This is a genomic window from Planctomycetota bacterium, from assembly GCA_016235865.1.
Classification (GTDB): Bacteria; Planctomycetota; MHYJ01; order JACQXL01; family JACQXL01; genus JACRIK01.
This window is the reverse complement of record JACRIK010000018.1, coordinates 98,137-118,388: the sequence shown is the minus strand read 5'-3', so window position 1 is coordinate 118,388 and position 20,252 is coordinate 98,137. Positions and strand designations below refer to the sequence as shown.

General features: G+C 50.2%; 14 protein-coding genes. 5 read left to right on the top strand and 9 right to left on the bottom strand.

The genetic code is table 11. The annotated features are described in order from the left end of the window. Positions 1-6 precede the first annotated feature (6 nt). The gene (locus tag HZA49_05460; protein MBI5778885.1) at positions 7-1,161 is read left to right on the top strand and encodes a hypothetical protein; all 1,155 of its coding nucleotides are present in this window, start codon (positions 7-9) and stop codon (positions 1,159-1,161) included. A gap of 12 nt (positions 1,162-1,173) precedes the next feature. Next, entirely contained in the window at positions 1,174-1,908 is a 735-nt protein-coding gene (gene truA, locus HZA49_05455; GenBank protein MBI5778884.1) for a tRNA pseudouridine(38-40) synthase TruA, read from the top strand. A gap of 2 nt (positions 1,909-1,910) precedes the next feature. On the opposite strand, the gene HZA49_05450 is transcribed toward truA, so the two are convergent. From HZA49_05450 to HZA49_05430, 5 genes are all read right to left on the bottom strand, one after another. After that, on the bottom strand, positions 1,911-2,999 hold the full coding sequence (locus HZA49_05450; GenBank protein ID MBI5778883.1) for a hypothetical protein: 1,089 nt from the start codon (positions 2,997-2,999) through the stop codon (positions 1,911-1,913). A gap of 79 nt (positions 3,000-3,078) precedes the next feature. After that, a complete protein-coding gene (locus HZA49_05445) occupies positions 3,079-6,273 on the bottom strand; it encodes a PQQ-binding-like beta-propeller repeat protein (protein MBI5778882.1) in 3,195 nt (1,064 codons plus the stop codon). Positions 6,274-6,358: 85 nt separating this feature from the next. Further along, the gene (locus HZA49_05440) at positions 6,359-8,311 is read right to left on the bottom strand and encodes a HEAT repeat domain-containing protein (GenBank protein ID MBI5778881.1); all 1,953 of its coding nucleotides are present in this window, start codon (positions 8,309-8,311) and stop codon (positions 6,359-6,361) included. 45 nt (positions 8,312-8,356) lie between these two features. After that, positions 8,357-8,974, bottom strand: a complete 618-nt coding sequence (locus HZA49_05435) for an HNH endonuclease (GenBank protein MBI5778880.1) — start codon at positions 8,972-8,974, stop codon at positions 8,357-8,359. Positions 8,975-8,979: 5 nt separating this feature from the next. Continuing rightward, entirely contained in the window at positions 8,980-10,908 is a 1,929-nt protein-coding gene (locus tag HZA49_05430) for an acetate--CoA ligase (GenBank protein MBI5778879.1), read from the bottom strand. Positions 10,909-11,051: 143 nt separating this feature from the next. On the opposite strand from HZA49_05430, the gene nrdR reads away from it, so the two are divergent. Beyond that, a complete protein-coding gene (gene nrdR, locus HZA49_05425; GenBank protein ID MBI5778878.1) occupies positions 11,052-11,501 on the top strand; it encodes a transcriptional repressor NrdR in 450 nt (149 codons plus the stop codon). A gap of 215 nt (positions 11,502-11,716) precedes the next feature. Here the strand turns inward: nrdR and yidD are convergent, their stop codons facing one another. Continuing rightward, positions 11,717-11,932, bottom strand: a complete 216-nt coding sequence (gene yidD, locus HZA49_05420; GenBank protein MBI5778877.1) for a membrane protein insertion efficiency factor YidD — start codon at positions 11,930-11,932, stop codon at positions 11,717-11,719. A 60-nt stretch (positions 11,933-11,992) separates the two neighbouring features. Continuing rightward, positions 11,993-13,456 (bottom strand): conjugal transfer protein TraF, encoded by a 1,464-nt coding sequence (gene traF, locus HZA49_05415; protein ID MBI5778876.1) that lies wholly within the window; start codon positions 13,454-13,456, stop codon positions 11,993-11,995. A gap of 455 nt (positions 13,457-13,911) precedes the next feature. On the opposite strand from traF, the gene HZA49_05410 reads away from it, so the two are divergent. Both HZA49_05410 and hutU read left to right on the top strand, forming a co-directional pair. Further along, complete coding sequence (locus tag HZA49_05410; protein ID MBI5778875.1) at positions 13,912-15,435, top strand: aromatic amino acid lyase; 1,524 nt, start codon at positions 13,912-13,914, stop codon at positions 15,433-15,435. A 173-nt stretch (positions 15,436-15,608) separates the two neighbouring features. Then, a complete protein-coding gene (hutU, locus tag HZA49_05405; protein ID MBI5778874.1) occupies positions 15,609-17,255 on the top strand; it encodes a urocanate hydratase in 1,647 nt (548 codons plus the stop codon). A gap of 980 nt (positions 17,256-18,235) precedes the next feature. On the opposite strand, the gene HZA49_05400 is transcribed toward hutU, so the two are convergent. Together HZA49_05400 and HZA49_05395 are read right to left on the bottom strand one after the other, a co-directional pair. Next, complete coding sequence (locus HZA49_05400) at positions 18,236-19,030, bottom strand: hypothetical protein (protein MBI5778873.1); 795 nt, start codon at positions 19,028-19,030, stop codon at positions 18,236-18,238. A 45-nt stretch (positions 19,031-19,075) separates the two neighbouring features. Continuing rightward, the gene (locus tag HZA49_05395; GenBank protein MBI5778872.1) at positions 19,076-20,173 is read right to left on the bottom strand and encodes a type IV pilus twitching motility protein PilT; all 1,098 of its coding nucleotides are present in this window, start codon (positions 20,171-20,173) and stop codon (positions 19,076-19,078) included. Positions 20,174-20,252 lie beyond the last annotated feature (79 nt).

Here is a 20,252-nt window from a genome sequence, read left to right as displayed (position 1 = left end):
CTAACTATGTTAAAGAATATTGGCATTATATTAGTCCTGATAACAATCACGTCCGGTCTTTATGCCCAGACCGCCAATGAGCCGGATAAAACCAGCTTAACACCGCAGCAGGAAACTAACCAAAAAAAGATAGCCGAATACCGCCAGAAGATAGCGAGTAATCCCAATGATATAGAAACTCACCGGGCTTATCAGAATTTTATGCGCCAGTGGGGTGGCTTGAATGACCTGAAAGAAGAATACTTGCTGAAAATGAACGCCGAACCGCAGAATCCGCTCTATTATTATCTCTACGGACGCCTGGCGGAAGACAAGGAATTAGAGAACGCATTTAAGCGGGCGCTGGAGCTGGAGTCCAAAACGCCTAATCAAGAACTGCGTTTCTGGGTCTATTTCGGATTCGGGCAGTTCTACCTGGATAGCAAAAAATATAAGGAGGCGCTCCAATACCTGGATATGGCAGCAAAACTCAGACCCGAATCATTGGATGTCCTACATCAGACAGCTCTGGTGCATTACGAAACTGACAATATCACCGAGGCGCTGAAAATCTGGGACAAGATATTACAGAACAACAAGGACTACCTTGATGCCACGCTGGGCAAGGCGCTTATCTATAAGAGCAGAGGTATGTTTGACAACGCCATTAAGGAATTGGAAAACATCCTCAAATCTGATGTGGCTTTCTGGCGCGCCTATGAACCACTGATTCAGTGTTACCACGCTAAGCAGGATTATAAAAAAGGAGAAGAATTAAGAGCCCAGATTAAAGAAATTTACCTTAAGAGATTTGACCAAGGCCTTAACTTCGGCTATTTAGAACTAATCGTACTTGACATTATTAATATAAAACCAAAAGTGATTATCGTTAAAGAACGCATTACACCTTTTCCCCATTCTAATGAGTCTAGATTCCGTTATGCGGATTATTATTTTGAAGTCTATCAGGAAGGGGTCGATAAAAATCCATCTTATATTTATGAAATTTACGGAAATACTAAACGGCCTACTAAAGAAAATAAAGAGACATTCAGATTAACCAGAGTCGCCAGCGGAATAAGCAGCAGCCAAACAAAACGTGAAATAATCAGGGAGTATACTTCCATGCCGAGCTATCCGGATTTATTAAATACCGTAACTGAACTAGAGAAAAAGAAATAAGCCGTGGCAGAACTGCGCAATATAAAATTAGCCATAGAGTACGACGGCACGAATTACTGCGGCTGGCAGATTCAGCAGAACGCCAAGGCGGTTCAGGATGTGATTACCGAAGCCTTAACCAAAATCACCGGTCATAAGATAACACTCTACGGCGCCAGCCGGACCGACAGCGGGGTCCACGCCAAAGGACAGGCAGCCAATTTCCGCACCCGCTCGCGAATGACGCCCCAGCAATTCATCAAAGCGCTCAATTCCAATCTGCCTGATGATATCGCAATACGCGCGGCAAAAGAAGTCCCTAAATCATTCAATTCCATGTATGATGCCAAAAGCAAAGACTACCGCTATACCATATTAAACTCCTTTATCCGGTCTGTCTTAGACAGAAATTTCTATTATTTTGCGCCCTACCGAATCTCTCTGGCCAGAATGAAAAAAGCCGCGCGCTATCTGGTCGGCCGGCATGATTTCCGGGCCTTTGCCAGCAAATCATCCGCCAAAGAAAACTGCATCCGGAAGATATATTCCATTAAAATAGTCAAAAAGAACGAATACGTTTATGTGGATATCAAAGGCAACGGATTTTTATACAATATGGTGCGCACGATTGTCGGGACATTGCTATTAGTCGCCCAGGGAAAGATTAAGCCGGAAAGCATCAGGGAAATTCTTAACTCGCAGGAAAGAAAAAAGGCAGGCCCAACGGCGCCAGCCAAAGGGCTCTGCCTTATCAAAGTAAACTATTAAAACTATGTCGATGACGGGGTAGCCGGATTATCCGCCTTAGGCGCTTCCGGAACCGCGGCCAAATCACCGGCCGGTTCTTCCTCATAGAGCTCGGTCATCTCAATATCGTCAACCTTCTTGCGCATCAATAAATATATTATGGTATGCGCTGAGAAACAATATGAGACGACATAGGCCAGGAGCATGCCGATGATAAGCACCAACCACACCATTATAACATATGCCGCAATGTTATAAGTAATCGGCGCAGAAGCGGGTATCTGCCCGCAATTATGTAACCCGGTCATAGCAAGGATATCTTGTAATTTCACTCCCATACCTAATTTAACCGTGGCTAATGAAACAGCTATCATCGCTCCGCCGAAAAGCCAGACAAAAGCGGTGGTAATTATACCATAGACCTTAGCCACCAGGACATACCAGATGTAGTGCCAAGGCTCGGCATAGAGATACTGGAAGCTGCGGCTGACCGCATCAAAGGCATCGGATGACTCCACCGCAATGGTAGAAATGAAGAACCTGGCGCTGAAGGCATAACCGATAAAGATAAAGACCATAATAAAGCCGGAGATTATGGCCAGCGGCAGCAACAAAGCCACCAATAATTCGCCGACAAAGGGAATCCGTCCGACTAATCCGCCCAGCAGGTTGCAAACCAGGAAAAATAAAAACCCAAGAATGGACAGGATAAACGGCGAGAACAGGGAGATATACTTCTTGTTAACAAAACTAATTGCCTTCTTTAAGTCGAGTCCTTCATCCTTGGTGATATTCACTGCGGCAATCCGGCTGATAATACCGCCCAGATAAGACCAGACCAGAATCATAAGCAGATATATCCCTGCGATGAAAAGATATACTTTCCAGGGCGTTCCGGCCATGATGGTTTCTTTTGCGCGCTGATGAAGCTCGCAAGGATCGCTTATGTCTTTAATCGACGGATTAATATACCCAGCCACCAGAACCGGAATAAGCCCCAAAATAACCATGGTCAGAAATAACCCGATAAACCCGACGAACATCTTCTTGATATCCAACGCCACTGAGAAGCCGTTAAATATATCAGTCCAATTCCCTTTCAGTTTCCTCATATTTTCTCCTTTCGTTAAACGGTTATTTATACCTTTATAATTTCAGCCGTATTAAGAGTCAAGAATAATGAATATTTATCTATTTTTCCACCGCAGACAGGTAACCGTTGTCATTGGCCACATAAATTATACTATCGCCAATAGCCGGAGTGGAACGAACCTTGCTCTTTGTTTTGTATTTCCACACTTCTCGGCCCTCGTTAAGCGTTATCGCATAAAGATAAGAATCCTCGCTCCCAAAATACATCATCCCATCCTTCCGGGATATTGCCACACCACCGATTAAAGATGCCTTGGTCTCAAACTGCCAGACCGGCTTCTGGAAGATTGTGTCAAGAGCATATAGCGTGCCATCACAGCAGGGAACAAAAAGAATATTACCGTTTATATTCAATGATGCAACTACTTCCTGCTTCATACGGTAAGACCAGTGAACCTTACGGGTCAAGAGGTTAACGGCATAAACAGCATTATTAGTCCCGCCGACATAAAGCATATTCTCATTAATGACCGGCGAAGTCAGCTTTCCGCCCAGTGATAAATTCCAGAGTTTCTCGCCGTTAACCAGATTTATAGCGTGAAGCATGCCATCTTCAGAAGTGATGTAAACAATCTGCTTATCCACAATCCCGGCATTTACTATTTTGGCATTGGCATTATATTTCCAAATAACCGCGCCGTTTCCGCCAATCGCGTAAAGGTTTTTATCCGCGCTACCGATAAGGGTCACATTGCCATCGGGAGAAAAGAAAGCGGAAGCCCTGATGGGGCCGTTTGTTTTCACCTGGTAAATCTTAACAGCGGCATTTGAGCGCACCGCATAGAAGCTATTATCGTTGGCGCCGAATATAATTTGGCTGTTATTTATCATAGGTGACGAGTATATCTCGGTGGGATTATCCGTCCTAAAAGACCATTTTATCTTACCGGTTTCTTCATCAATCGCCTTGAGGTGTCCGTCTCTGGTGGTTATGAAAATCGTGTCGCCGACTAAAAGTGGGCTCGTCTCCAGTTGTGCGCCTGTATCCACAGCCCATTTAGCCGCTTTCTCCAACGCTATCATCATATAAGATTGCTCATATGATTTAACTTCTTTGGAATATCTACCAAACCCCCTTTTGAATACCGTTATCGTAACCGCCTCCTTGACCGGCAGGTAAATCTTTAAGGGAGTTCTGCCCTGCCGGGCGCCGTTAAGAGCCACTTCAGCATCAGAGGGAGTGGATTCTATTTTTACCGGAACCCGGGCGGATTTGGCAATACCGGAACCGGGATAACTATTAAGCAACTGCCTGATGGCTTTGGCAGCCTCATCCAACCGGCCCGTCTTATCCAATTCTTGAATTGTGGCGTATAAATCGTTCGCCTGCTTAAGATATTTTTCAGTATCGTTAATATTTCTTTTGACTGCTTCCAGGAATTCCTCATAGTTTTTAATCTGTTTTTCTGCAATATCCGAACTGCCACCCATTGAGGAAACTTTCTTACTAATGCCTTTCATGACTTCAATCGTCTGGGATTCCACATCCTTCATGATCTTTAGAGCCTCGTCAAAATTATTGTTCTTGTCCTTCACTGCCTGGCCGCCCTGATAAAGCTCCCTAAGATGAATCAATCCCGCATCTATAGTAGCTGTAATTTTATCTTCTTTATTGCGTGTCAGAAGCAATATCTCGTTGATCTCCTTCTGTACCGCTGATTTAGTATATATGGTAAAAGAATGCGGGAAAGAACGGTATCTAATAAGCGCCGATTCATATTCGCCTTTCGCCTTGACTTCATCCGCCTCCTTTTTAACCAGCAAGAATTCCTTATACGCCAAATAATCTCTCAATGAGAAAATGCCGCCCACCAGAATAACCCCTAAAAATACCGACGATATAATGATTAATCGTTTACGCTTTCTGCTCTGTTCCAATTGTATTTTACGCAGCGCATCCAACCGATAGCGGGCATCAGAATGCCGCGGTTCAACGCTCAAAATTTTCTCATACGCCTTGATAAGCAAATTTGTTTTCTGGGAAGGCACTTCTTTTATGGCCTGGTCAATTTCCTCCTTGGATTTATTATACTCGCCCATCTGGAAATAAGCCGCCGCCATATATGCCCTCAAGTCAATATCTGCCTTGGTCAATCCGGCTATCTTCTGGGAAAGCGACAGGATATCACCCATCTTTTTGGATTTGGCATGTATTTTTATTAATTCCTTGCCAACAGCGGCTGCCTCGGATGCCTGGCCTTGTAACACCCATAAATTAAATAATTGAGTGTAAACATCCTCATCTGCCGGCAGGTATACCAGAGCCTTCTTATAAGCCACCGCGGCCAGGTTCATATCATTCTTATCGGCGAGCAGTTTGGCTAATTCCTTATATTTCTGTCCGGCTTCTGTCGGACGTTCCAACTTCTCCAGTATCTCGGCTATATTTTCCAACACCACCCAGTCAGAAGGACTAATCTTCTGCGCTTGCTGGCAGAAAAATAACGCCTGCTCAAACTTCTTCTCTTTAAGAAGCTGCTTGGCATAGTTCTTGATTTCTTCGGGACCGATCTCCTTGATAATCTGGCGCTCTTTGAGACCGTGAACCGCCTTATAGGTCTCGAAAGCATCCAGTGGTGACTCATCCACGATGTCGTGTAATGTCTTAAACCCGCTCACCACGCGGAAAACCAACCTCTCATCCTCGGTCAGGTGAATCTCCGCCAGTTTGTCTTCATAATCCTCTGTTAATTTAAATATGGAGTTCGGATTGTTAAATAAATCCTTTACGTTTTCCCAATCCTGATTACGCTTGTTGATTTTAGCAATCAGGGAATTAACATCCAGTGTCAGGATGGAAACAGGATTTTGGTCGGACATCAGCGGCTCTGTAGGCGGCGGGCCTTCGATAAACTCAAACTTAGCACTCGACCATCTGAAAATATCATAGATTTCATTTTCAATCTGACCATGCACAATCCTTTCAAGCTCGTCCTGCTTGATATAACCAAGATGGCAAAGCACCTCGCCGAGTTTAATCTCGGTTGTTTTCTGGGTGGTCAATGCCTGGGAAAGCTGGGTTGGCGTGATAATCTTTTTTTTAACCAGTAACTCGCCTAAGGGCATCCCCTTTCGTTCGCCGGTTGATAACAGCCTGATACCGTCCTTGGCAAAATATATCTCCTTACGGCTTTTCTCGTCATAGACAACCAAAGTACCTTCCTTGCCTGAAGAAGTAATTAACTGAAAAACCTCGGTTAATGCCAGCGTGGATAAATCTCCCCTTAATCCCATAAATTATCGCACCCCTTCTGTATGATCATTCAATACAAACATCTCTTGTTAAGTCCATCTTATTCATAATTTTCTTTATCCGTTATTAATCCTTGGCTACACTTAATTCTTTCAGGGCTTTTATGGCCCGTTTCATGTCAGCATTGGTCATACCACTAAGGGCCTTTATATCCTTGATTACATCCATTGGCACCTTGTCCTTCTCGCCCAACTCAATTAAGGCAATCGCCGCCCAGCCGCGGGTTTCTTTATTGCCACATCTAAGAAGTTTCATTAATTCCGGCACGGCCTCCTTGTCGCCCAATCTTGCCAGGGCATATGCCGCGGATTTACGGACTTCATAAACCTGCGTTCTGACCGCCCTGACCGATTCTTCAAAAGGCATACGGTTACCGGCCCCGCCCAGTGAATTTATAACCAGCCGGCGCACCAACCACTTATCGTCCTTGAGTAATCTCATCAATTCAGGAGTAACCTCTTTTACCCCCATTTCACCGAGCGCATATGACGCGGCCTGGCGCAGTTCGTTATCATCGCCTTCTTTCAACATCCTCTTTAAATCCGGAATTATCTCCTTAACACCAAAATCCCCCAGGGTAATAATAACCGCCTGGGTCATCGTAACCACACTGAATTGTTTCATCAATTCAGGAATCGATTCTTTAGCTCCTAATTTGCCCAATGCATAAACAGCTCTCTGGGAAACCCCGGGATCCTTGTCGTTTAATAATTTAATTATATCAGGCGCCGATTCTTTCACATCAAGCTCAGCCAGAGTGGAAACAACTACGCCGCGGACATAGCCGGTTTCTTTATTCAGCCATTTTTTGAGATCCGGAACCATTTCGCTGCCGCACAGCCGTCCGAGCAGGTAAATAACCCAGCCGCGGACATAGGCATCATTATCTTTCAGCATCTTCTTTAAGTCAGGTATGGCCTCCTTGGCGTCAAGCTCTCCAAGCGCTACGGCCGCCGAAACATTCAGATCCCTGTCTTTGTGTTTGAGTAATTTGACCAGTTCCGGAATGACTTCACGGTGTCCTAATTTTGCTAGCGCAATAGCCGCGGTCGAACGCGGATATTTTTCGTTATCCTTAAGCAATTTAGTCAGTTCCGGTATTGTTTCTTTGGCGCCCAGCTCTCCTAGGAAAAGAGCCGCATAGCCGCGGATTAGCTCCTGCTTGCTTCCCAGTAATTTTACTAATTCAGGAATCGACTCTTTGGGGTCAACTCTTTCAATCGCATCTTTAACTAATTCGTAATTCCGCCAGCTATCCTCTTTTATCATCAGAGAAATCGACTCTTTGTCGCCGAGTTCCATCAAGGCATAAGCCGCTGACTGCGCCAGGGACTTATCCTTATCCTTGGCAGCCTCTTTAATACGCAACATTTCATCCCTGGCTCCAAGCAAACCCAGAGTACACGCCGCATAACTGCAAATTGCCTTGTCCGTATCGCTGAGCATTTTTACCAAATCAGGAATTGATTCCTTCGCATCAAGTTCGGCCAGCGCCAAAACCGCCGAAACTCGGATACCCCAGTTATTCTTCTTCACCAGCGCTGTCAAATCAGAGATAGCACCCTTATCGCCCATTTTACCCAGCGCATAAATGGCCGCTGTGCGCACCATGTCATCATCGTCATCGTTGATGATTTTTACCAGCGCGGGCACCGACTCTCGGGCGCGGAATTCGCCCATCGCCACCACCGCTGACTCGCGCACATCGCTGCTTTTATCTTTTAACAGCCGCATTATATCGGCGGCCAGGTCATTTGCTTCAAGTTTTCTCAAGGCATCAACCGCGGCTTGGCGCACGGTCCATTCCTTGTCTATCAGGAGCCGTTTTAATTCCAGAATGGCCTCTTTGGCGCCCATCTCGCCCAGGGCATAGGCCGCGGAACTCCGTAATGATTCCTTTTCGGAATCCAGGCGCTTGATTAACTCGGCTGCCCGCCCGTCTTTATTTTCCGCCCCGCCCCGCAGTGCCGCCGCCAAAACAATCAACAGCGCCAAAGAATAAACTAATATATTTTTCATATTTTACCTTTCGTATAGCCCGACCAGATGTTCCCCCAACCCGGGCTACCCAATTTCTGACAAATCCTTAATAAATTCCTTCCAGAGCTCGTATCGCCGGTCATTGAACAGCCTGAAAATACTCTGGTTGAATTTAGGCGCCTGCGGCTTGGCAATCAATTTCATCCCAGCCTCTTGGGGCAGACGTCCGCCCTTCTTGGTATTGCATTTACTGCAACAGGTCACCGCATTGGTCCATTCGGTCGTTCCGCCTCTGGAACGGGGTACAACATGGTCAATGGTCATTGAGTTTAAGGCCTGCTTTTTGCCGCAATACTGACACTGGTAATTATCGCGCATCATGATATTCTTGCGGTTGAACTTAAGCACCCGCCGCGGCAGTTTCCCGTATTCCAGGAGCCGTATCACCCGCGGCACCATTATCTGCACGCTCGGCGTATGGATATAATCCGTAAATTCCCGGCCGTTGGTGCGGGATTCCTCAATCCAGTGGTCAAACCGGTAATTCTCAAACCGGCCGTTGTTCTTATGGATGACCTCGGCAAAATCCTTGGCCAGGAAGACAAAGGCGCGCCGGGCGGAAATCACCCGCAAGGCCGTGTAGAATTTGTTTAAGACCAACACACTGCTGCTGAGAATACTGCCATTACTGTCAGGTTCCATAATTATTAAATAGCCCGGCTGACCTCTTCAATGGTATCCTGGTTTTCCACAGAGGAGATATCGCCCAGCGGTTCGCCCAGGTATTTGCGTTTAATCACGCCCCGGACGATTTTAGCAGAGCGCGTCTTGGGCAGCGCCCTGATAAATTTCAATGCCTCGGGCTTGAGGGTTTTCCCGAGATGCTTTACAACTTGCGCCTTAAGTTCCTCCCGGAGCGCTTCTGAAGGCACTACGCCCGGATTCAACACCACAAAACAAACCACGGTCTCGCCCTTGATGTCGTGCGGTACGCCGATGGCCGCGGCCTCGGCCACTGCATTGTGTTCTATCAGCGCCGCCTCTATCTCGGCCGGTCCGGTCCTCTTGCCGGCTACCTTTATGGTATCATCGCTCCGACCAAATAGGAACCAAAATCCGTCCTCATCCACCTTGGCCCAGTCGCCGTGATACCAAACATTGGGCCATTTGGAAAAATAGGTGTCCAGATACCTCTGCGGGTCGTTCAGGAATCCCTTGGTCATAGACGGCGCGGGCTTCTTGCAGACCAGATGCCCGATACCGCCCCGAATCGGCTGGCCCATATCGTCAAAAACATCTATGTCCATACCCAGGCCCGGACCGCGCAAGGTGCATGGTTTCAATTCGGTTATCGGCATCGGCGACAATAAGCAGCCCACTATCTCCGTTCCGCCTGAAATATTTATAATCGGACATCGTTTGCCGCCCACTTTCTCAAAGAACCACATATACGATTCTCCGTCCCACGGCTCGCCGGTTGAACCGAGTATCCGCAGGGACGAAAGATTATGCTTGGCCAGCCACTCGTCGCCGTAGGTAATCAGCAACCTGATGGCGGTCGGCGAAATGCCCAGTGAATTTATCTTATGCCTCTCGATAATATCCCAGAGCCGGTCCGGCTTGGGGAAATCCGGCGCCCCTTCGTAAATCACAAAGGTCGCTCCGAAGAACGTCACCCCAATCATCTCCCAGGGACCCATCATCCAACCGATATCCGTGAACCAAAAAAAGATATCATCCGGTTTGACGTCAAAATAATAGCCCAGTTCCTTGGCCATCTGGGCCAGGCATCCGGCGTGCGTATGCACCGTGCCCTTGGGCTTGCCGGTCGTGCCTGAAGTATATATAATAATGGAAATATCCTCTGCCTCCAGCGCCTCGGTCGGGCATTCGGCCGGCTGTTTATCGACTATCTCATCCCAGAAACGGTCTCGGCCTTTGGTCATCGGAGTATCTTTGAGTCCCAGCCGTTTTACCACGATGATGTTTTTCAGGGAAGGTATATCTTTGGCTGCGATATCCACCTCTTTCTTGAGCAGAACCTGTTTGCCGCGCCTGAGGCCGCCGTCCGCGGTGAATATCACCTTGGCCTTGGCATCGCTCAAACGGGTGGACAGGGCGGTTGAACCGAATCCGGAAAATATCGGAATCACCACTGCGCCGATTTTGAGGCATCCGAAAAAAGTTGCCACAATCTCCGGTATCATCGGCATATAGATGCCCACTGTATCGCCCTTCCTGATTCCCAATGACTTCAAAGCATTGGCTGCCTGGCAGACCATCTTATTCAACTCGGCATAAGAAACATTACGGATTACGCCATCATCACCTTCCCAGACAAAGGCGATTTTGGGATTTGAGATATGCCTATCTATGCAGTTGTAAACAATATTCATCTTGCCGTTGATGAACCACCTGGCCCAGGGAAATCCCTTGGAGTCATCCAACACCTTGGTGTATGGCTTAAACCACTCCATCCCAAGGTCCTTGAGGGCCGCATCCCAAAACCATTCAATATCCGACGTGGAACGCCTGACTAGTTCATCGTAGTCCTTGATGGAATACTTCTGCATAAAGCGGGTGATATTGCTCTTGGCCAGGTAGTCGCCGTATGGCGTCCAAATGACGTCTTTCATAGCCACAGATTACACAGATTTTATTAATTTATCAATATAATTAGTTGAAATTTATCCGGGTTTCTGCTATAAGTCGTGAAAATGGTTAAAGCGTGTTAATCAAAACATCCGTTTAATCCGCTTAATCCGTTTACTTAATTGTTATGCGTTGCCCATTTTGCAAGAAAGACAACGACCAGGTCATCAATTCACGTTCCTCGGACGAAGGCTTTGTGATTCGGCGCCGGCGGAAATGCCTGGCCTGTAAGCGCCGTTATACCACCTATGAAAAGCGCGAAGAAGCCTCATTAAGAGTCGTCAAGAAAGACGGCACCCGCCAGCCCTTTAACCACGAAAAGATCGTATCCGGTCTGATGAAGGCCTGCGAAAAAAGGCCGGTCTCAACCGAGAAAATAAAAGAGGTACTGAGCCGGATTGAACGGGCCATCTACGACAAATTCGACCGCGAGGTGCCGGCCAAGGAAATCGGCGAACTGATAATGAAGGAACTAAAATCGCTGGACCACGTAGCCTATGTCAGATTTGCCTCGGTCTATCGGGAATTCAAGGATGCCCGGCAGTTCATGAAGGAACTTCAGAACATCCACAAATAACCATTAGAACCAGTTAGGACCCCGAAAGCCTTCGGGGGACTTACTGGTTCTTATCCCGACAGTTTTTGTCGGGGTCATCCGGCCAAAACCATATTTACTCCACCCCGTTAGAGATACTGAACTTGACATTTAATAAAACACCTTTATTCGGATGTTTTGTAAGATTTATATCTTGTGCGCCATTAACACGATCGTCCCTTTGGGACGACCTATCTCTAACTGGGGTCCACCGGGTCATAGCCATGGCCGCCTAAAGGATGGCATCTTAACAGGCGCCGCAAGCCATAAAATACGCCCAGCAATATCCCCTTCTTGTCCACGGCCTGGATGAAATACTCCGAACAGGTCGGCTGGAAACGGCAGACCGGCGGATGCAAAGGCGAGATACCGTATTGGTAAGCCCGAACCAGAAATATGATAATACTGCGCATAAATAGAACAACCCCGCACCCATCCTTTAGGTAGGTACGGGGTTGTTTAATAATATTTATTTAGAACCTCAACGCTATTGCCGCTGAACCGCCAAAACTGGCAGGTATTTCACTGCCGGAATCCTCAACCTTCACATTTTTACTGGCCATCGCTCCGGCCAGGTCCAGGTCAAGGAACAGCAGATGGAACCCCAGGCCATAGGTCATTACCGCTGAGGGAGCCACCGATGCCATATTCTGGTATGTGCCCATGCGCAGTTTCAGGGTCCCGATTAAACTCACCTCCGCGCCTAACCCGAACATCTGCGACTCATAACCCTTTAATAAACTGGATTTGTTCTTGGTCACATCGTAATCAGCCGCCAGGGTAATCATCCCCAGATTCATGGCCACACCCGCCCTTATCTGCGGGTCCAATACCGCATCGCCTCTACCGGCATAGGAAAATTTAGGACTGTTGAGATTCCTGATAACCAGACCGCCCTTGAGAACGTCTGAAAACGATACCAAGGCGCCCGCATCAATACCAAAGGCGGTTGACGACTTGGTGTTTTCCTTGCTATTAACATTATTCATTAGCTTATCGGTGCCTTCCAAGTCGCTGTATTTGATTTCCTGATAGTAGGTCTGGCCCTGCATCAATTTAAGATTAACCCCCACGGACAACGTCTGACCGATAACATCCACAAAATCCCAGCTATGCGAAGCGCCGAATTCGCTGACGATAAGTCCGTTGATAATGACGCCGGTCTCGTTATTCTGGACAGTGGCTGTGCCGCCGGCCAGGTTCTGGGCCATAATCATTATGGTCTGCTGAACTTCCGGGTCTGAGGTATCGGCGCCGCCCTGCTCAGCCAGATAAACAAAGTTATCTGCCTGGAGCGCTGCATCGCCCGCGCCGGCTATCCACCAGGACTGTGAAGCAATATTGGATGCCAGTGTGCTATTGGCCGGAGAACCTAAAGAAACGCTACCGACCGTATTGGTAATGGCAGATGGACCGGAGTTGACAGCCAGGTTCTGGTCATCGCCCACCGGGTCCAGGTTCATATTCATAAATCCATTTCCGAAGACGGTCCAACTCCCCACGGCGAACGATAATCCACCGCTGCCATTAACCAGGAAACCCTGGCCGGGCTGGTTTAATTCAGTTGCCGCAGTGGAAAAGAATCCGATAACCTGCTGCGCCTCGGTCACGGTAAGCGGTGTTCCGCCGTTGACCTTGCCCATCACCGTGTTCCAGTCAATCCCGGCGCCCTTTTGGGCAACCTTATCCAAAGAGGCAACAACATCGCCTTCGGCTGAGGTTACCAATCCGCCGGTAATATAAAGGCCGGATTTCTCATTCTTGGTGGTGGCGCCCGGATTCCAGTAATGCGCCGTGGCGCCGTCCGCCGTGGCTACCCCGGCCCCGCCCATGCCCTCGGCCCGCGGCCCGTATATCGACCATTCCTCGGCATTGACCGCTAAACTGCTTACCATTATGATTGCGACAACCGCTGCTATCCATCTGGTGTTCTTCATCTTTTTGCTCCTCTTAGAGACTGTTAGTTGGGCGGCGCCTTAGCGCCGCACGACGTTACAGACTCTTATTAGTCGCTGTTAGACCTTTGGTCGTTACGACCACAGGAGTCCCGTTAGGGACAGCGACTTATCCCGATTACTCATCGGGAGACCCCGCCGCATGGCGGGGTATCTCTTCTCGGTTTTGATATTTAATATAATTTAATATATCCCTATTACACGAAAATGTCAAGTAAAATATTTATTTTATCCGCTTGTCACTGCCCGGCCATTATTTTCTCTCTATTTTTCTTGATTAGTTTATTTATCACAGGTATATTAACGACCCTCTTGGTAACCCCCACACCAAAGTATTGGTGTGGGGGTAAACCGTGATAATGAATGGCGCCAGTGGCGCCATCTAAGACCCAGTAACTCCCTGTCGGGATAACTGGCTCTAAGAAAGTGAGCACCAGATGGCAGTTGTATTAGACGGCTCTCATTTAACCATTGAAGACCTGGTCAAGATAGCCCGGCACAATGAGAAAGTGGAACTGGCGCCCGTTGCCCTGGAGCGTATCAAGGTCTGCCGGGCCATGCTCGAAGACAAACTCGCCAAAAAAGAGGTCATGTACGGCACCAACACCGGCATCGGCGAATTCTCCGAGAAGATGCTCAACGACGAACAGGTCAAGGAATTCCAGCGTTATCTGGTTTACAACCACGCGGCCGGCATCGGCGAGCCGGCGCCCATCGAACACGTCCGGGCGGCGCTGGCCGGGCGCATCAACGTCCACGCCCACGGCAACTCCGGCTGCCGTCCCGAGATTACGCTAACCATGGTGGCCATGCTCAATAAGGGCGTCACCCCGGTCGTTTGCGCCAAGGGCTCGGTCGGCGCATCCGGCGACCTGGCCCCGATGGCCCAGGCAGCTCTGCTGCTCATGGGTGAAGGCAAGGCATTTTATAAAGGCGAAATATTACCGGGCAAGACGGCCATGGAAAAGGCCGGCATCCCGATTCCCGGACTGCAGGCCCGGGACGGCCTGGCCGCCATCAACGGCTCTAACCTGCTGACCGCCATCTCGGCCCTGAACATCTTCGACATGGAACGTCTAATCAAGCAGTCTGAAATCGCCGCTGCCATGACCATCGAGGCGCTCCTGGGCAACATGAAACCCTACACCGGCAAACTCCACGAACTGCGCGGATTCAAAGGCGCGGTTGACTCGGCCGATAACATGCGCCGTATGTTCGAGGGCTCGGACCTGACCACCGGCAAGATGAAAACCAAGGTCCAGGACGCCTACTCGATGCGCTCCACCCCGCAGGTCAGCGGCGCGGCCCGCGACGCCATTGCCTACGCCCGCTCCCAGGTCGAAATAGAACTCAACGGCGTGGGCGACAACCCGATATTCGTTCCGGAACTGAAACTGACCCTGACCGGCGCCAACTTCCAGGGCTCGCCGGTGGCGCTACCCATGGATATGGCCGGCGCGGCTGTCACCATGGTCTGCGTCATCTCCGAGCGCCGCTTAAACCGGCTGACCAACCCGGCCCTGAGCCAGGGACTGCCCGACTTCCTGGCCCACGAACCGGGATTTTATTCAGGCCTGATGCTCTCGCAATACACCGCCGACTCGCTCATCGTCGAGCAGCGTATCCTGAGCGCCCCGGCATCCATTATGTCCATCCCGGCCGCGGCTGACCAGGAGGATTTTGTATCAATGGGCATGAACACCGCCCTGAAAAACACCCAGATTCTTGATAATGCCTACGGCGTCATCGGCATCGAATTAATGGCCGCGGCCCAGGCCCTGGATTTCAGAGAATTCACGCCCGGCAAGGGCTCGCTCAAGGCCCGGGAAATCATCCGCAAACACGTGGCGCACCTGGAAGTGGACCGGCCGCTGTTCGACGACCACAACGCCATGAAAGCGCTGGTGAAATCCGGCGAGATACTCGAAGCCGTGGAAAAGGTAGTGGGAAAGTTAAAATAACCGTTACAAGGGGTTATCCCTCGACCCCGTCGGGGGTCTCGGGACGAGAACCCCAGAGGGGCAAAAAGTTACAAGAGGTTACACATTCGCTTTGCTCAGTGCAAGCAAAAAGTTACCGCAACCTCATGTAACCTCGCCCGAAGGCGATGTAACATCCTGTAACATCATATTATATGGAATACGTTCCCGTTTCCGCCCCGCGGGGCGACAAGCTCACCTGCAAATCCTGGCAGACCGAGGCGCCCATGCGCATGCTCATGAACAACCTCGACCCCGAGGTGGCCGAAAACCCCAAAGACCTGGTGGTCTACGGCGGCTCCGGCAAGGCCTGCCGCAACTGGGACTGCTTCCATACTATAGTAAAAACCCTCAAGGATCTCAATGACGACGAAACCATGCTGGTCCAATCCGGCAAGCCGGTGGCCGTGTTCAGGACGCACGAATTCGCGCCCCGGGTCCTGATTGCCAACTCGCTCCTGGTCCCGGCCTGGGCTAACTGGGAATACTTCCGTAAATTAGAAGCCGAAGGCCTGATAATGTACGGCCAGATGACGGCCGGCAGTTGGATATATATCGGCACCCAGGGGATTCTGCAAGGCACCTACGAAACCTTTGCCGCGGCCGCGGAAAAGCATTTCCAGAGCGACCTCAAAGGCAAACTGGTCGTCTCAGCCGGCTTAGGCGGAATGGGCGGCGCCCAACCGCTGGCTGTTACTATGAATGACGGCGTATTCCTGGGCGTGGAAATCGACCCGACTAGAATCGAACGCCGGATTAAATCCGGTTACTGCAATATCCTGGTCGAGAATCTGGACACGGCCCTGGACATCGCCATGGAAGCCAAGAAACGCAAACAAGCCATCTCCATCGGCCTGGTCGGCAATGCGGCTGATATTATTCCGGAATTAGCCCGTCGCGGCGTGGTGCCTGATCTGCTGACCGACCAGACCTCGGCCCACGACACCCTGAACGGCTACGTGCCCAGCGGCCTGTCGCTGGAACAGGCCAAAGAACTGAGAAAGACCAACCCCAAGGAATACATCAAGCGGGCCGTGGAATCCATCGTGGTCCACGTCAAGGGAATGCTTGATTTGCAGAAGATGGGCGCGCACACCTTTGACTACGGCAACAACATCCGCCAGGAAGCCAAGATGGGCGGCCTGGATAACGCCTTTGACTTCCCGGGCTTTGTCCCGGCATATATCCGTCCGCTCTTCTGCCAGGGCAAGGGCCCGTTCCGCTGGGCCGCCCTCTCCGGCGACCCCAAGGATATCTTCACCACCGACGAGGCCATAATGAAGAAATTCAGGAAGAACAAGAAATTAGTCAAATGGGTCAAGATGGCTCAGGAACAGGTCAAGTTCCAGGGCCTGCCGGCCCGCATCTGCTGGCTGGGCCAAGGGGAACGGGCTGAGGCCGGCGAGATATTCAACAAACTGGTCCGAACCGGCAAGGTGTCGGCGCCCATCGTGATTGGCAGAGACCATCTGGATACCGGCTCGGTTGCCTCGCCCAATCGCGAGACCGAAGGAATGAAAGACGGCTCAGACGCCATTGCCGACTGGCCGATATTAAACGCATTGATTAACACCGCGTCCGGCGCCACCTGGGTCTCGGTCCATCACGGCGGCGGTGTCGGCATCGGATACTCCATCCACGCCGGCATGGTCACGGTAGCCGACGGCAGCAAACTGGCCGGCAAGAAACTGGCGTTAGTACTGAACAACGACCCCGGGATGGGCGTAGTCAGGCACGCCCATGCCGGGTATGAATCCGCCATCCAAACCGCCCAGGACAAAGGTGTTCGGTGGTTAGGTTAGGGACTCTTTGAACTAAGCGCAGCGTGACCACGAGCACCTACCGGAGCGGAGTGAACTTAGTGAATTAGAGACCCTTATCCCGACAGTTTTTGTCGGGAGGTAAAACCAACCCTATCTCATAGCCCAAACATGCCATTTTACCTGTTTTTTCTTCCGTAACTCCTTATAAATTAATATCTTATGTAGGCAGGGGGGGATACCCCACCCCCCTGACCTCTTCCACTCACCCAAATAACCAAATGAAGCGCCATTTTTACTACGAACAGACGGCATTTCTAATCAAGACAGCCAGCGCCGCTTGTCAACTTGCCAAAATGCACAGTATATAAGAGCCGGTATTTGATTGAAAAAGAAGTGGCATCTGATTAACAAACAAGCGGCATTTCTCATCAAAACAAACATCCCCGCTTGTAAACTTACCAAAATGCACAGTATATAAGCAGCGCCAAGAGTTATTAGCCCAAATCGTATTTCTTGGCAAAGGAATACGGTCTGTCGCAAAATGTTCTAAATCAGGTAGCAGGTAGGTGGGTATCCACTACTACCTCAGGGGGTATCCCATAGTAGGTAGGGGTATATCCATCAGTAGGTATGGGGGTATCCACTGCTAGGTCGGGGGGTATCCGTTACTACTACCGGGGGTATCCGTCAGTAGGCAGGGGTATATCCGTTACTACTATAGGGGGTATCCATTGGTAGGTAGGGGTATATCTATCAGTAGGTACGGGGGTATCCATTAGTAGGTAGGGGGATATCCGTCAGTAGGTATGGGGGTATCTATTAGTAGGTACCGGGGTATCCAGTAGTAGGTAGGGGGGTATCTACTGGTAGTGTAGGGGGTATCTATTAGATACCCTGGGGATATCCCCCCGGATATATGGGGGTATCCCCCCTATTTTTTACTCTTTAATCCGGGTTAATCCGGGAACACATACCAATTTATCGACATTCTACAACCCGGCTGGAGGAATGCCAACTTATCAGGTCAATTTCCTCACCCTTTTGGCGATGAGTTTGCGGATTTTGTCATAGGACGGCGGCGGGCCGGTGCGCACCTCCCTGCCGTCTATAAACAGGGCATCGGCTATGCCCCATTCCAGAAAGGTATCACGGTCGGATGTATCAATCTTTTGGAATGCCACCCGGTCGCCGAATCCGGTTGCGGCCTTCTTGGCCCGTTCGTGCACCATGTTCATGGCCGGACACCAGCCGTTGATGAATGATGTCACCGCCACCTTACCCGGAATATTTTCAGGTATCTTCTTTCTCCGAATCCATTTGGGAGCCAGCGCATCGTCAGTAAACGGTTTCCATAATAGCACCGGGCCAAGGAATCCCAGTTTATCCGCCGGTTTATAGCCCTGCTTCTTGAACCAGGAGGCGCGCATCCAGAACGGCAGCGGAACGCCCCAGGCCGCGATGCCCTGGGCGCCCAGCGTCTTAGCATCTGTTTCCGCGGCCTGAAGCAGTGCCTTGCCCATGCCCTTTTTCTGCAGGTTGCCCACGCCTTTGCCCTTGTAGCCGTGCACCCAGATGCAGGGTATGAAATAAAGGCCTTGGCCTTCAATCCAGGAATGTTCCACCGGCAGGTATTGTATCATCCCGCCGACCGCGCCGTGGTCGTCCAGGACCAGTTTTACCCGCAGTCCCTTGTCCTTCATCTTGCCGTACCAGATGGCCTTGTGATTGCCGGCCTCTTTGATTTCGTCGGACCAGTCCTCCAGGCACATAAAATAGAGTTGTTGATGATTTTCCGGCAGATCTATTATCTTCATATGCTGATTCCCAGTAACACCTGTTCAATTCACCGTTAGACAGTATTACTGCTTCTTAAACGCGGCCTGCTGCTGCTTGGCGTATTCCTGTATCTTGATGGCCAAATCAGCCGGGTTCTGGGAGTATTCCATCATGTCCTGATATGTAATCTTCTTCTGGAGGAACAGCTTGAAGAGGTAATCGTCTAAGAGAACCATGCCCAGTTTTGTGCCGGTCTGGATGGCCGAGATGATTTTGTGCGGTTCGTTTTCCCGGATAAGGTGCTGGACGGCCGGCGTGGCAATCATTATTTCATAGGCCGCAACCACACCCTTGCCATCGGCCTTGGGCATCAAGACCTGGGAGATGATGGCGATGATGGCGGTCGCCAGCTGGGTGCGAATCTGTTCCTGCTGCATATTCGGGAAGGCATCCACGATGCGGTTGATGGTCCGGGCCGCGCCGGTAGTGTGCAGAGTTCCGAAGACCAGGTGGCCGGTTTCCGCGGCGGTAATGGCGGTGCCGATAGTATCCAGGTCGCGCATTTCGCCGACCAGAATCACGTCCGGGTCCATTCTCAAGGCCTTGCTGATGGCCTCGGAGAACGAGCCGACGTCGTTGTGGACTTCGCGCTGGGTAATGATGGATTTCTTGTGCTCGTGGTAATATTCAATCGGGTCTTCAATGGTGATGATATGGCAGTCGTCGTTGGTATTAATGTGATTTATCATGGCGGCCAGCGAGGTGCTTTTGCCGCAGCCGGTCGGGCCGGTGACCAGTATCAGGCCCCGGGGCCGGTTTATCAGTTCCTTTATCACATCGGGCAGGCCCAGTTCCTCAATGGTCCGCAACTTGTTCGGGATAAGGCGCAGGACCAGGCCGGTCTGGCCGCGCTGGGTATAGACGGCCACGCGGAACCGGGCCTTTGTGCCGTAGGCGAATGCCAGGTCGCAGCCGCCCTTTTCTTTCAGTTCCTGCTGGTGGCGCTCCGAGGTGACCGAATGCATGAAGGCCACGGTATCGTCATTGGTCAGGGGCGGATGGTTGAGCGGTTTCAGGTGGCTGTGCACCCGAATCATCGGGGGCAGGCCGACCGTCAGGTGCAGGTCCGACGCGCCCTGGTCAACCACTACATCAAGTAATTTATTTAAATCTACGGCCATGCTGTTCCTCCTAAATGTTACAAGAAGTTACAAGATGTTACATTGATGTTACAAGAGGTTACTGTAACCTTTTGCTTGC